General features: G+C 62.1%; 13 protein-coding genes. 5 read left to right on the plus strand and 8 right to left on the minus strand.

The window, feature by feature from the left end:
* Positions 1–111: 111 nt before the first annotated feature.
* On the plus strand, positions 112–933 hold the full coding sequence (cysE, locus tag K3555_RS08630; RefSeq protein ID WP_259991958.1) for a serine O-acetyltransferase: 822 nt from the start codon (positions 112–114) through the stop codon (positions 931–933).
* A gap of 310 nt (positions 934–1,243) precedes the next feature.
* Positions 1,244–2,308 carry a cysteine synthase A gene (gene cysK, locus K3555_RS08635; protein WP_260008164.1) on the plus strand — a complete coding sequence of 355 codons (1,065 nt, stop codon included), beginning with the start codon at positions 1,244–1,246 and terminating at the stop codon, positions 2,306–2,308.
* Positions 2,309–2,497: 189 nt separating this feature from the next.
* Here the strand turns inward: cysK and K3555_RS08640 are convergent, their stop codons facing one another.
* The 7 genes from K3555_RS08640 to K3555_RS08670 all read right to left on the minus strand — a co-directional run bounded on the left by K3555_RS08640 (position 2,498) and on the right by K3555_RS08670 (position 9,248).
* Positions 2,498–3,808: a pyruvate dehydrogenase complex dihydrolipoamide acetyltransferase gene (locus tag K3555_RS08640; protein ID WP_260008165.1), complete on the minus strand. Its 1,311-nt coding sequence runs from the start codon at positions 3,806–3,808 to the stop codon at positions 2,498–2,500.
* Positions 3,809–3,819: 11 nt separating this feature from the next.
* Entirely contained in the window at positions 3,820–5,199 is a 1,380-nt protein-coding gene (locus K3555_RS08645) for a pyruvate dehydrogenase complex E1 component subunit beta (RefSeq protein WP_260008166.1), read from the minus strand.
* Position 5,200: 1 nt separating this feature from the next.
* Positions 5,201–5,587: a VOC family protein gene (locus tag K3555_RS08650; protein WP_260008167.1), complete on the minus strand. Its 387-nt coding sequence runs from the start codon at positions 5,585–5,587 to the stop codon at positions 5,201–5,203.
* Positions 5,587–6,603, minus strand: a complete 1,017-nt coding sequence (gene pdhA, locus K3555_RS08655; protein WP_259991967.1) for a pyruvate dehydrogenase (acetyl-transferring) E1 component subunit alpha — start codon at positions 6,601–6,603, stop codon at positions 5,587–5,589. The genes K3555_RS08650 and pdhA overlap by 1 nt, the downstream gene beginning before the upstream one ends.
* Before the next feature lie 185 nt (positions 6,604–6,788).
* Positions 6,789–7,088, minus strand: a complete 300-nt coding sequence (locus K3555_RS08660; protein ID WP_129371000.1) for a septum formation initiator family protein — start codon at positions 7,086–7,088, stop codon at positions 6,789–6,791.
* A gap of 166 nt (positions 7,089–7,254) precedes the next feature.
* On the minus strand, positions 7,255–7,974 hold the full coding sequence (locus K3555_RS08665) for a hypothetical protein (RefSeq protein WP_260008169.1): 720 nt from the start codon (positions 7,972–7,974) through the stop codon (positions 7,255–7,257).
* Positions 7,975–8,054: 80 nt separating this feature from the next.
* Positions 8,055–9,248, minus strand: coding sequence for a phosphoglycerate kinase (locus K3555_RS08670; RefSeq protein ID WP_260008170.1), 1,194 nt, complete (start codon positions 9,246–9,248; stop codon positions 8,055–8,057).
* 139 nt (positions 9,249–9,387) lie between these two features.
* Between K3555_RS08670 and K3555_RS08675 the strand changes: the two genes are divergently transcribed.
* The 3 genes from K3555_RS08675 to K3555_RS08685 all read left to right on the plus strand — a co-directional run bounded on the left by K3555_RS08675 (position 9,388) and on the right by K3555_RS08685 (position 11,570).
* Positions 9,388–9,894 carry a peptidylprolyl isomerase gene (locus K3555_RS08675; RefSeq protein ID WP_260008171.1) on the plus strand — a complete coding sequence of 169 codons (507 nt, stop codon included), beginning with the start codon at positions 9,388–9,390 and terminating at the stop codon, positions 9,892–9,894.
* On the plus strand, positions 9,887–10,435 hold the full coding sequence (locus K3555_RS08680; RefSeq protein ID WP_259998952.1) for a peptidylprolyl isomerase: 549 nt from the start codon (positions 9,887–9,889) through the stop codon (positions 10,433–10,435). The genes K3555_RS08675 and K3555_RS08680 overlap by 8 nt, the downstream gene beginning before the upstream one ends.
* Before the next feature lie 172 nt (positions 10,436–10,607).
* A complete protein-coding gene (locus K3555_RS08685; RefSeq protein ID WP_260008172.1) occupies positions 10,608–11,570 on the plus strand; it encodes a DUF3179 domain-containing protein in 963 nt (320 codons plus the stop codon).
* Between the two features lie 51 nt (positions 11,571–11,621).
* Here the strand turns inward: K3555_RS08685 and K3555_RS24810 are convergent, their stop codons facing one another.
* Positions 11,622–12,866 (minus strand): calcium-binding protein, encoded by a 1,245-nt coding sequence (locus tag K3555_RS24810; protein WP_311200031.1) that lies wholly within the window; start codon positions 12,864–12,866, stop codon positions 11,622–11,624.
* Positions 12,867–12,975: the final 109 nt, after the last annotated feature.

Consider the following 12,975-nt stretch of genomic DNA (forward strand, 5'->3'; position numbering starts at 1 on the left):
GAGTTGCGCCTGATCCGACTCATTCATTTCAAAAATATGCCTCATCACGGGTTTGCGTTTGCTGCATTCCCCCTTAGATGGGTAGTCTGAGCGGAGAAAGGACGTTGACCCATGGCAAAAACACAGCAAGCCGTTACTCCGGTGGATCCCGTATGGGACCGCATCACCCGCGAAGCTGAGGAGGCCGTGGCCACCCAGCCGCTGATGGGCGGCCTGGTCCATGCCTGTATCCTGCACCACAAGACGCTGGAGAAGGCGCTGTCCTACCGGATCGCCGCCAAGCTGTCCTCAAACGAGATGTCGATGACAATCCTGCGGGAAATTGTCGATGACGCCTATGCGGACTGCCCGGAACTGGTCGAGGCGGCGCGAGCCGACCTGATGGCGATCAACGAGCGCGACCCGGCCAGCCACCGGCTGCTGCAGCCGATCCTGTATTTCAAGGGGTTCCAGGCGGTTCAGGCCTATCGGGTCAGCCATTACCTGATGGAGCAGGGACAAAAGGATCTGGCCTATTTCTTTCAGATGCGCACCTCGGAGATTTTCGGCATCGACATCCACCCCGGCGCCCGGATCGGCAAGGGGATCATGATCGACCATGCCCATTCCATCGTGATCGGCGAAACCGCGGTGGTGGGCGACAATGTGTCGATGCTGCATTCGGTGACCCTTGGCGGCACCGGCAAGGAAGAGCAGGACCGCCACCCGAAGATCGGCGATGGCGTGCTGATCGGCGCGGGTGCCAAGGTGCTGGGCAACATCAAGGTCGGCCATTGCAGCCGGATTGCTGCCGGGTCGGTGGTGTTGCAGGAGGTGCCGCCCTGCACCACGGTGGCGGGCGTACCGGCCAGGATTGTTGGCGAAGCGGGCTGTGATCAGCCTTCTGTCAATATGGATCAGGTGGTGCCGGCGGGGTCCCCTGCTGCGGAGTGAGGCACCCGGCGCCGGCCGCGGGATTTGAGTATTTGTAAGAAAGATGAAGGGGCGTTTGGCGCCCCTTTTTTGGTGGCCGGATTTGTGGGGTAAGGGACTGGGATCGCGCTTCTTTTCTTAGGCTTTCCAGCCTTGTTTCCGTCTGCGCTTGGGCGCTGGCTGAGCATGTGGTTCTGCTTCGGCGGCAACGCTTTGAACACCAGTCTTTCCTTGCGTGGCTGCGGCGGTCTTTCCTTGATCAGAGGGGCGGTGATGGGCATATGTTTTGGAAGCAATTGCAAACTGAGACGACAGGAACGGGGGAAAGACGATGATTTACACAACCGAAGGCCGCGGCCGTCTGTATGGGTCGATCCTGGAAACCGTGGGTGACACGCCGGCCATCCGGCTGAACCGGATCGCGCCGGATCATGTTCAAATGTATGTGAAGTTTGAGGCGTTCAATCCGGCGGGATCGGTGAAAGACCGGCTGGCGCTGAACATCATTGAGGCTGCTGAGCGCGAGGGCCGGCTGGCACCGGGGCAGACCGTGGTGGAGGCAACCAGCGGCAATACCGGGATTGGCCTTGCAATGGTTTGCGCCGCCAAGGGTTACCCCTTGGTGATCACCATGCACGACGGGTTTTCCGTCGAGCGGCGGCGGCTGATGCGGATGCTGGGCGCCAAAGTGGTTCTGACCCGCAAGGAGGACAAGGCCGTCGGCATGGTGGTGAAGGCCAAGGAGCTGGCCGAAGCAAACGGCTGGTTCCTGGCGCATCAGTTTGAGACCAAGGACAATGCCGACATCCATGAGAGCACAACTGCGCGGGAGATCCTGGGGGATTTTGACGGGCAGCGGTTGGATCATGTGGTGCTGGGCTATGGCACCGGCGGCACGGTCACCGGCCTGGGACGGGTGCTGAAGGGCGCGCGGCCGGATCTGCAGATCACCCTCAGCGAGCCGGCAAATGCGGCATTGGTGCAGTCGGGTGTGTTGCAGGCGCGCAATGATGAGGGCGAGCCGGCGGCGACGCATCCGGCGTTTAATCCGCATCCCATTCAGGGCTGGACCCCGGATTTCATCCCGCTGGTGCTGCAGGAGGCGCTGGACAAGGGCTATTTCGATAGGCTGGAGCCGGTAGGCGGCGACGAGAGCATTGCTTGGTCCAAGCGGCTGGCGGCGGAGGAAGGGATCCTGACCGGCATTTCCGGCGGAGCCAGCCTGGCGGCGGCAATCAAGGTGGCAGAGAGCGCGCCGGAAGGTTCCGTTCTGCTGGCGATGCTTCCGGATACCGGTGAGCGCTATCTGTCGACGCCGCTGTTTGACGGCATCGCGGCGGAGATGGACGCGGATGAGGCGGCGCTGTCGGCCTCGACGCCCGGCTATCAGTATTGAGAGGTTAGCGCGCCGCCGCTGATGGCGCGGGCGCGGCGGGTGTTGCGCAGGTGAGTATTTTTGAAAAGATGAAAGGGAGCGGGGCAGCTCCTTTTTCCGTCTGCGTTCAGCCGCTTGTCCGCGTGTTTTGAGGCAAAGAAAAAGCCCCGGTTTCGGCCGGGGCTTTTTACGTTTCGCAGTGAAGGCGGATCAGGCCAGCATCACCATCGGGTTTTCCAGGTTGTCCTTGATCGCGTTCAAAAGCTCCGCGCCAAGGGCGCCGTCGATCACCCGGTGGTCCACGGACAGCGTGACAGACATTACGGTGGCCACCGCCAGTTCGCCGTCTTTGCCGACGATGGGCTTTTTGACGCCGGCGCCAACCGCCAGGATGCCGGCATGCGGCGGGTTCACGATGGCGTCGAAATTGTCGATGCCGAACATGCCGAGGTTGGAGATCGCAAAAGAACCGCCCTGGTATTCATGCGGCGCAAGCTTGCGGTCGCGGGCGCGTTTGGCCAGGTCCTTCATCTCGGTTGACAGCGCAGAGAGCGACTTCATGTCGCTGTCCTGCAGAACCGGGGTGAACAGGCCGCCTTCGATGGCGACGGCGACAGCCACATCGGAGGCTTTCATTTTCAGCACCCGGTCGCCGGCCCAGACAGCATTGGCATCCGGCACCGATTGCAGCGCCAGGGCGCAGGCCTTGATGATGAAGTCGTTGACCGAAAGCTTTACGCCGCGGCCCTCAAGCTGTTTGTTCAGCTCACCACGGAATTTCAGCAGCGCATCCAGGGGGATGTCGCGGCGCAGGTAGAAATGCGGCACCGTCTGCTTGGCCTCGGTGAGGCGGGCGGCAATGGTTTTGCGCATGCCGTCCAGTTTGACCTCTTCGAAGTCGCGGCCCTCGTACATGCGGGCGACCATGTCTGCTGAAGGGCCGGTTGCCGGTGCTGCGGCAGCCGGGGCTGCGGCGGCGGGTGCAGCGTCTGCTTTCGGGGCAGCGGCGGCTTGCGGCTTGGCGTCCATCACGTCGGCCTTGACGATGCGGCCTTTGGGGCCGGAGCCCTTAATCTGGCTCAGGTCCAGGCCCTTGTCCGCGGCAATGCGGCGCGCCAGCGGTGACGCGAAGATCCGGCTGCCATCAGACGCAGCGGGGGCTGCCGGGGCTGGCGAGGCCGCGGCAGGAGAGGGTGCGGCAGCGGGCCCCGGCTCTGCTGCAGCAGCGGCAGGCGCTGCGGCGGGTGCGGAAGCTGTGCCGATGTCATCAGCGCTTTCGCCGTCTTCCAGCAGCACCGCAATCGGCGTGTTGACCTTCACGCCTTCAGTGCCTTCGGGCACCAGGATCTTGCCGACCACGCCTTCGTCCACGGCTTCGAATTCCATGGTGGCCTTGTCGGTTTCGATCTCGGCCAGCAGGTCGCCGGAGGAGACAGTGTCGCCTTCCTTGACCAGCCATTTGGCAAGGGTGCCTTCCTCCATGGTGGGGGACAGCGCGGGCATCAGGATTTCAGTGGGCATCTTGAGGCTCCTTACCGGTAGGTCACTTGCTTCACGGCTGCGACCACCTCATCCGTGGTGATCAGCGCGTGGCGTTCGAGATTGGCTGCATAGGGCATGGGCACGTCCTTGCCGGTGCAGGTGATGATCGGCGCATCGAGGTAATCGAAGGCCTGTTGCATCACTTCCGAGGCGATGTAGCTGCCGACCGAACCCTGCGGCCAGCCTTCCTCGACGGTGACCAGACGGTTTGTCTTCTGCACGGATGCGATCACCGTGGGCAGGTCCATCGGGCGGATGGTGCGCAGGTCGATGACCTCGGCTGAGATGCCGTCTTCTGCAAGTTTATCAGCCGCTTCCAGCGCATAAGTCATGCCGATGCCAAAGGAAACGATGGTGGCATCGGTGCCTTCCCGCCAGATCCGGGCCTTGCCGAAGGGGACGGTGTAATCGTCCAGCTTGGGCACATCAAAGGCGCGGCCATAAAGGATCTCGTTCTCGAGGAAGATCACCGGGTTGTTGTCGCGGATCGCGGTCTTCATCAGGCCCTTGGCGTCGGATGCCGAATAGGGCATCACAACTTTCAGGCCCGGGATCTGCATGTACCAGGCGGCATAGTCCTGGGAGTGCTGTGCGCCGACGCGGGCGGCCGCACCATTGGGGCCGCGGAACACCATCGGGGCGCCCATCTGGCCGCCGGACATATAAAGCGTCTTGGCCGCCGAATTGATGATGTGGTCAATCGCCTGCATGGCGAAGTTGAAGGTCATGAACTCGACAATCGGGCGCAGGCCCCCGAAGGCCGCACCAGTGGCGATGCCGGCAAAACCGTGCTCGGTGATCGGCGTGTCGATCACCCGCTTGGCGCCGAATTCGTCCAAGAGACCCTGGGAAATCTTGTAGGCGCCCTGATATTCGGCGACTTCCTCGCCCATCAGGAACACGTCTTCGTCGCGGCGCATTTCTTCGGCCATGGCGTCACGCAGGGCTTCGCGGACCGTGGTTTGCACCATTTCGGTGCCTTCCGGGTAGTCCGGTTCCAATGTCACGGAGGCGACCGGCGCAGGCGCGGCAGCAGCGGCGGGGGCTGCGGGCGCCGCAGGTGCCTCGGCGACCGGCGCTTCGCTGGCTGCGGCGGATGCCGGCGCAGCGGACGCGTCGTAGCTCTCGCCGTCTTCGACCAGCACCGCGATGGGCGTGTTCACCTTGACGCCCTCGGTGCCTTCGCCGATCAGGATCTTGCCGACGATGCCTTCGTCAACGGCTTCGAACTCCATCGTGGCCTTGTCGGTTTCGATCTCGGCCATGATATCGCCGGAGTTCACGGTGTCGCCTTCCTTGACCAGCCATTTGGCCAGGGTGCCTTCTTCCATGGTGGGCGACAGGGCGGGCATAAGAATTTCGGTTGCCATATCAGTTGCTCTCCGCAGGAGTGATCATTCCGACGATGTTGCCTTGACCGTCCTCAACATAGGCGCAGCGGCCAATGCCGGGATAGTCCTGGGGCGGCAGCGCCTCGGCGCCGCCGTTGCCAAGCGCCCAGCTGTAGCGCTCGTCACAGTCGCCGACTTCAAAGGTCATGGTGCCGCCGCGGACCGGGCCGCCGGCGGCAGGGGCATCGCCCATACGTTTCATCAGGCCGCCGGTCACGCCATGGGCCATGCCGATATCGGCGCCTTCGATCAGGTGATACGCCATATCTTCGCCGCCCGGCATCGGCTCAAACTGCCAGCCGAACAGACCGCTGTAAAAGGCCTTAGCAGCCTCAACATCCGTTGCGTGGATTTCGAAATGCGGCATCAGGCACTGGCCTCCTGCGGGACGTCGTCCGCATAGATGTCGGTCCAAAGCTCGTCGAGCGCGGGTTCCGGGCTTTCCTTGGCGAAATCTGCGGACTTGGAGACGATCTCCTTGATCTCCTTGTCGATCGCCTTGAGGTCGTCTTCGGTTGCGTGCTTGCCGGTCAGCAGCATCTCGCGGACCTGCTCGATCGGGTCGCGCTCCTCGCGCATTTTCTGGACCTCTTCGCGGGTGCGGTATTTGGCCGGATCCGACATCGAGTGGCCGCGGTAGCGGTAGGTTTTGACTTCCAGGATATAGGGGCCGTCGCCGCTGCGGCAGTGGGAGACGGCGCGCTCGCCGGCCTCTTTGACGGACAGCACGTTCATGCCGTCCACTGCTTCACCCGGAATGCCGAACGCCTTGCCGCGTTCCCAGATTTCGGCGCTGGAGGTGGAGCGCTGCTGCGAGGTGCCCATGGCGTATTGGTTGTTCTCGATCACGAAGACCACCGGCAGTTTCCACAGGGCGGCCATGTTGAAGGTCTCGTAGACCTGGCCCTGGTTGGCAGCACCATCGCCGAAATAGGCAAATGTCACGCGGCCGTTGCCCTTGTATTTGTCGGCAAATGCGAGACCGGCGCCGAGCGGCACCTGGGCGCCGACGATGCCGTGGCCGCCATAGAAATGCTTCTCCTTCGAGAACATATGCATGGAGCCGCCTTTGCCCTTGGAATAGCCGCCCTCGCGCCCGGTCAGTTCGGCCATGACGCCGTCCGGGTCCATGCCGCAGGCCAGCATGTGGCCGTGGTCGCGGTAGGAGGTGACGCGCTTGTCGCCTTCCTCGGCTGCGGCCTCAAGCCCGACAACAACCGCTTCCTGGCCGATGTAGAGGTGGCAGAAGCCGCCGATCAGACCCATGCCGTAAAGCTGACCCGATTTTTCCTCGAATCGGCGGATCAGCAGCATTTCGCGGTAGTGTTTCGTCAGCTCTTCGGCAGAAACGTTTGGTTTCTTTGCGCTTTTCCTAGCGGCCATGGTGGTCGACTCCCCCTGCAGGCTAGATAGTTTAGTGTTAAACCAATTGATACCCGGTTTTGACCCGGCTGAATAGTGTTATTCTGCCGCGGGGTTTCCGCCGCGTAAAAATCCGCCCATGGAACGCAAAAATGCCACGCAGCAAACAGCAAGCGCGGCACAAGCGGGGACGGACCGGAGGGCGTTTAGCGGATGACAATCTCGTCGGCGCGGACAAGGCCAAGCACCGAGCGGGCCTGCTCATCCAGGAGATCAAGGTCGAGATAGTCGTCGGACAGGCGGCGGGTCAGGTTTTCCATGCCGCCGATCCGGGACTGGAGACGGTCGAGATCCAGCCGCAGTTCTTCTGCTTCGGCTTGGATCTCGACCCGTCTGAACAGACCGAAGTCGCCCTGTACCGCCGCAAAGGTGAAATACGCGCTGAGCGCGAAGGCGATGGCAAAAAAGGCGATGGCGCCCAGCGACGGGCGATTGCTTCGGGTCACTTTGGAGGTGCCTGTATGTTACTGCTCAAGTTTTTGTTTTTGCGCCGTTTCCCGGCGTCTGCCCTTGTTATGCCACAACCGAATCGGCTTGTGAATCCTAAAACTGTCCAAAGCGGGGAAAATTTGCGGAAGGTGCTCGGTATTAACGTTGCTGAAACCGCTGTTGCTAGCAAACCCTCAGATGTTCATGTGCAATTTCGCGGAAGTCATCGGTAAAATTCTTGTCCGACGGATCGAGATTGAAAACCGCTTCTCTGATGCGTTCTAGGCCTGCACAATGGTACTGGTCTTCGGCCTGGTAAAGTTCCGTGGCATCACCTGTCTTGTCGATGGAGTGGAATTTGGCTTCCAGCAGCTGGCGCTCTGTGCTGTTGAGGCTGAGGCATGACCAGAGGTCGTATTTCGCCCGGTAGGATGCAAAGGCGTCCGGAAATTCATCCTCTGTGCCGGCGCCGTCCTCGGGCAACGATTTATACAGGGTGAAAAAGGAGCGGATATGGTCTTCCAGCGCAACAGTGGAGGCAATGTGCTTGTTCCAGACCTCAAAGCTCTCGGCGCTTGGGTCATCGGCCGGAACTTCTACCAGGTTGTTTGCGTGACTTGCAGGTGTTTCGTCCAGCCACGCGGCTTTCTCTGAGGTTGTCAAGGCGTGCCATTGCGGCGCGCAATAACGGTCGACGATCCCTATCAGGCGGGTGTTTTCCTCCGGTGTTCGGGATTCTTCAGACAGGACGGCAAGCACAAGCGCTGCTGTGCAAAGAAACAAAAACCCAGCCAAAAGCAGTCTAAAGGTTTTCATCAAAAATCCTCTGGTATTGGCGCATGACTGACAGCGGCATGCGGCGAAAATGCGGGGGTGTTTCAGGGGAGAGGGCAAATGGCGCAAAAGGCAGCTCAACAGAAAACCGCCGCAGAAGGAGGTCTGCGGCGGTCCGGTTCAGCCAACAGGTAGGCAGCTGTGCCGCTTCAGGTGCATTCCAGCGCCGCGACGCCGGGCAGCTCCTTGCCTTCCATCCATTCCAGGAAAGCGCCGCCGGCGGTGGAGATATAGGTGAAATCGCCTGCCGCGCCGGAGGCGTTCAAGGCGGCTACAGTGTCGCCGCCGCCGGCCACAGAAATCAGCTGGCCCGAGCGGGTCATGGCGGCTGCTTTCAGCGCAGCGGCGTTGGTGGCGGCGTCAAAAGGTTCCAGCTCAAACGCGCCAAGGGGGCCGTTCCAGATCAGGGTCTTGCTGTTTGCAAACACCTCGATGATGCGGGCAACGCTGTCGGGGCCTGCGTCCAGGATCATGCCGTCCTCGGGGCACTGGTCGGCGGGCAGGATTTCATGGGGCGCGTTGGATTCGAACTTCTTGGCGACCACGATGTCGGAGGGCAGGATGATCTCGCAGCCGGCGGCTTCAGCCTTGGCCAGGATTTCGGCTGCGGTGTCCTTCATGATGCGTTCGGCCAGCGAGATGCCAACCGGCAGGCCTTTGGCCACCAGGAAGGTGTTGGCCATGCCGCCGCCGATCACCAGGTGGTCGACCTTTTCAATGAGGTTGCCCAGAAGCTCCAGCTTGGTGGAGACCTTGGCGCCGCCGACCACGGCGGTCACCGGGCGCTGCGGCTGGCCCAAGGCGCTTTCCAGCGCTTGTAGTTCTGCCTGCATCAGGCGGCCGGCGCAGGCGGGCAGCAGGCGGGCGATGGCCTCGGTGGAGGAATGCGCGCGGTGAGCGGCTGAGAAGGCGTCGTTGCAGTAGACCTCGCCCAGGCGCGCCATGCCGGCGGCCAGGTCGGGGTCGTTCTTGGTCTCGGCGGCATGGAAGCGGGTGTTTTCCAGCAGCAGCACTTCACCCGGCTGCAGCGCGTCTGCGGCGGCCTCGGCCCCGGCACCAATACAGTCGGCGGCAAACAACACGCGGGTTTCAAAGGCGCGCTCCAGCGTCGGCACCAGCTGGTTCAGCGACAGGTTTTCGCGGCGCTCGCCGCCGGGACGGCCGAAGTGGGCCAAGAGGATCGGCTTGCCGCCCGCGGCCAGAATATCGCGCACCGAAGGGGCAATACGGCGGATGCGGGTGGAGTCGGTGACAACCCCGTCGACGATCGGCACGTTGATATCCACGCGCACCAGCACGCGCTTGCCGTTCAGATCCATGTCGTCGAGTGTTTTCCAGCCCATCAGCGAGACCCCTTATGGTGAAAATGCAGGTAAATCCGCGGGCTGTTTCGGGGGTTTTTGCGCATCAGTCAATGCTCCCTTGGCATTTCCGGGCGCGGGCCTTAGGTATCTGTGCAAATTTCGACGACAGGAGAGCCAGATGGCCGAGATTAAAGATCCCGAAAACACCGTTATTATTGAACTGAAAGACGGCAACGTCGTGATTGAGCTGCTGCCCGACGTGGCGCCGAAACACGCCGAGCGGATGAAGGAACTGGCCCGTGCCGGCGAATATGACAACGTCTGTTTTCACCGGGTGATCGACGGCTTCATGGCGCAGACCGGCGACGTGGCCAATGGCGACATGGAAGACGGTTTCAACATCCGCATGGCGGGCACTGGCGGTTCCGACCTGCCGAACCTGCCGGCCGAGTTTTCCAAGCTGCCGCATGACCGCGGAACCCTGGGCGCGGCGCGCTCGGCGAGCCCGGATTCGGCAAACTCGCAGTTCTTCATCAACTTCAAGGACAACCACTTCCTGAACGGCCAGTACACCGTTTACGGCCGTGTCATTGAAGGCATGGAGCATGTGGATGCGATCACCAAAGGCGAGCCGCCGGCAAACCCGGACCGGATGATCTCGGTCAAGGTTGCTGCGGATGCTTAAAAGCCTGTCCCTGGTAGCCCTGCTGGCGGCAGGGCCTGCCTTTGCCACCGGCCTGGAGGTTCAGGTCGAGGGCGAGGCCAACGGCACCATCAAGATCGACCTGTTCGAGGATGTGGCCCCCGCCCATGTGGCGCAGATCACCGCACTGGCCACTGAGGGCCAGTATGACGGGGTGGTGTTCCACCGGGTGATCGAGGGCTTCATGGCGCAGACCGGCGATGTTGAATTCGGCAAGGCCGGCGGCGACATGAGTGCTGCCGGGCGCGGCGGCTCCAGCCGTCCCGATCTGCCGGCTGAGTTTTCGGACCTGCCGTTTGACCGCGGTGTGGTTGGCATGGCCCGTTCGCAAAGCCCTAACAGCGCCAATTCGCAGTTCTTCATCATGTTTGATGCGGGCCACTTCCTGAACGGCCAGTACACGGTTGTCGGCAAGGTGACCGGCGGCATGGATGTGGTTGACGCGATCAAGCTGGGCACAGGCGGAAACGGCGCGGTGATCGGCCAGCCCGACGCCATGACCAAAGTGACCGTCACCGAATAAGCACCTCCGGTTTTCCGGAAAATCCAAAGCCCGTTCCCGGTATCCGGGGGCGGGCCTTTGCCGTTGCAGCCCTGCGCTGTGCCAGGCCACTGACATGATGTCACAAGCCTGTGTTTCCCACTGTTCAGTCCCGGCTTGTCCCGAATACTGGGGGTTCAGCGGGGAGCGTGTGATGCTGGGACGTTTGTTAATGAGTGCGGCTGTGTTTTTGCCCTGGATGGCGCAGGCCAGTCCCGCAGAGTGGAAACGGGAATGGCCGAAAACCGATTTCAGCCGGACGAGTGTCGGGGATTGGGGCCAGATCCGCTCTGGCGGGGTGCCCAAGGACGGCATTCCGGCGCTGGATGCGCCGCAGTTCACGGCGGCGGCCGAGGACCGGCGGCTGATGCCGCGAGAGCCGGTGATCGCGCTGGAGATAGAGGGCGCGCCGGCCCGTGCCTATCCGCTGCGGTATCTGACCTGGCATGAGATTGTGAACGACGAGGTGGCCGGGGTGCCGGTGGCGGTGACCTATTGCCCCTTGTGCAATTCCGCGATGACATTCGACCGGCGCACCCGGGCGGGGGTGCTGCGGTTCGGGGTCAGCGGCAAGCTGCGCTATTCCGATATGGTGATGTATGACCGCGAAACCCAAAGCTGGTGGCAGCAGGCGATCGGCACCGGCATTGCCGGCGAGATGAGCGGCCAGCGGCTGGCCAGCCTGCCCAGCTGGGTTGAAAGCTGGCAAGAGTTCAAAGCGCGCAACCCGGATGGTCTGGTGATGGCGCAGCCTGGCTATAACCGGCGCTACGGGCAAAACCCTTACCGGGGGTATGACACGTCGGAGTGGCCGTTTCTGTATGACGGCACCCCGCCGCCGCATGGGCTGGCACCGCTGGACCGGGTGGTGCGGGTCGGCAGCCGGGCCTGGCCGCTGGCGCGGCTGGCAAAGACGGGCGAGATCCGTGAGGCAGGCGTGGTGCTCAGCTGGCGGGCCGGGCAGGCCTCGGCGCTGGATGCGGGCACGCTGGCCAAGGGACGGGACATCGGATCAGTCCGGGTGCGCGATGCAAGCGGATTTGACGTGGCGCATGATGTGATGTTTGCCTTTGCCTTTCACGCCTTCTGGCCGGACGGGCGCTGGATGCTGAAATGACAAAAGGCGCGCCGCCGGGGCGCGCCTTGAGCAGGTCATTGACCGTGATGGTCAGAACAGGAAGTTGTCCGCGTCCTGCAGCTGCGCCACGGTGATGTCTTCCACCAGAATGGTGACATTGGCAAAGGAGACCAGGACATCGTCGCCTTGGCTTTCAAAATCCAGCTGGCTCAGCCGGCTGGCGCCGCGGCCGATGGCAATATGGTCCTCACCGGCGGTGAAATCGGTGATAGTGTCGTTACCGTGGCCTTTGTGGAAGACGAAGGTATCCGCCTGGCTGCCGCCGGTCAGCACGTCGTTGCCCTTGTGGCCCAGCAGCATGTCGCGCCCGGACTCGCCCTTCAGTGTATCGCTGCCGCCGCCGCCGACCAGCAGGTCGTTGCCCGAATTGCCGATCAGAACGTCCTTGCCATGGCCGCCCTTCAGCTCATCGGCGCCGCCGCCGCCCAGCAGCCTGTCGCCGTGTTTGCTGCCAATCAGCAGATCATCGCCCATGCCGCCAATCAGCAGGTCGCGTCCGCTGCCGCCCCAAAGGTCGTCATCGCCATCGCCGCCGTTGAGCGTATCGCGGCCGGCGCCACCCAGCAGGCGGTCATTGCCATCTTCGCCCAGCAACAAGTCGCTGCCGGACAGACCGGATAAGGTGTCATTGCCGGCGCCGCCCAAGATCAGGTCGCTGGAAAGCCCGGCGGATTTGTCTCCGGTCAGGGAATTGCCGCTGTAGCTGCCGGCTGTCAGGGCAAAGGTCCGGTTGGAAAACTCCAGCTGTTCGATCGAGGACACAATATCGCGGCCATCGCCCGAGTCGATTGTGACCGTGCTGAAATTTGAGGAGAAAGACGCATTGCCGAATGTGTCGGCAATAATCAGGCGATCCGTGCCGCTGCCGCCGTACAGCGTGTCGTCGCCGGTTCCAAGCTTGATTGTATCATTGCCGCCATGGGTGAGCCAGCGCTGTCCCTCGGCCATGTTGGAGGTGATGGTATCGCTGCCGGCCAGAATGGATGCTTCCAGACGTGCGCCGCTGGAAGATGCGAACGTGTAGAAGTTCATCGAAAAGCCGGAGAACGAAAGAACTGGAGTTCCGTAGGATGTGATGCTGAGAGACTTAAGCGTCCAGGAATAGGGGGACGCGGAGGAAAAATCCCCGGTCAGGCTGAAGCCAGCCCCGTTGGTGCCGGTAAAGACAATCAGGCTGGAAGTTTGCGTTGTAATGCTTGCGTTGGCAAAATCCGGAGAATTCAGGTCATTGAGCGACCATGTTCCGCTCGGATCATTCAAGTTTACTGTCGCCATTTCCTTTAAGTACCCTTCTCGATGTGCCGCGTGCCGGGCCGCAGCCTTGTATTTTCCGTGTTAACTATCGGTCTCAACTCGTGGCTGCAAGGTAAGGAATACAAGATAC

Source organism: Leisingera sp. M527 (assembly GCF_025141525.1).
In the GTDB taxonomy this organism is placed as follows: domain Bacteria; phylum Pseudomonadota; class Alphaproteobacteria; order Rhodobacterales; family Rhodobacteraceae; genus Leisingera.

Bases quoted from the DNA above. Each gene is read 5' to 3' on its own strand.
- cysE (WP_259991958.1), top strand. From the start codon at position 112: ATGGCAAAAACACAGCAAGCCGTTACTCCGGTGGATCCCGTATGGGAC.
- cysK (WP_260008164.1), top strand. From the start codon at position 1,244: ATGATTTACACAACCGAAGGCCGCGGCCGTCTGTATGGGTCGATCCTG.
- K3555_RS08640 (WP_260008165.1), bottom strand. From the start codon at position 3,808: ATGCCCACTGAAATCCTGATGCCCGCGCTGTCCCCCACCATGGAGGAA.
- K3555_RS08645 (WP_260008166.1), bottom strand. From the start codon at position 5,199: ATGGCAACCGAAATTCTTATGCCCGCCCTGTCGCCCACCATGGAAGAA.
- K3555_RS08650 (WP_260008167.1), bottom strand. From the start codon at position 5,587: ATGCCGCATTTCGAAATCCACGCAACGGATGTTGAGGCTGCTAAGGCC.
- pdhA (WP_259991967.1), bottom strand. From the start codon at position 6,603: ATGGCCGCTAGGAAAAGCGCAAAGAAACCAAACGTTTCTGCCGAAGAG.
- K3555_RS08670 (WP_260008170.1), bottom strand. From the start codon at position 9,248: ATGGGCTGGAAAACACTCGACGACATGGATCTGAACGGCAAGCGCGTG.
- K3555_RS08675 (WP_260008171.1), top strand. From the start codon at position 9,388: ATGGCCGAGATTAAAGATCCCGAAAACACCGTTATTATTGAACTGAAA.
- K3555_RS08680 (WP_259998952.1), top strand. From the start codon at position 9,887: ATGCTTAAAAGCCTGTCCCTGGTAGCCCTGCTGGCGGCAGGGCCTGCC.
- K3555_RS08685 (WP_260008172.1), top strand. From the start codon at position 10,608: ATGCTGGGACGTTTGTTAATGAGTGCGGCTGTGTTTTTGCCCTGGATG.
- K3555_RS24810 (WP_311200031.1), bottom strand. From the start codon at position 12,866: ATGGCGACAGTAAACTTGAATGATCCGAGCGGAACATGGTCGCTCAAT.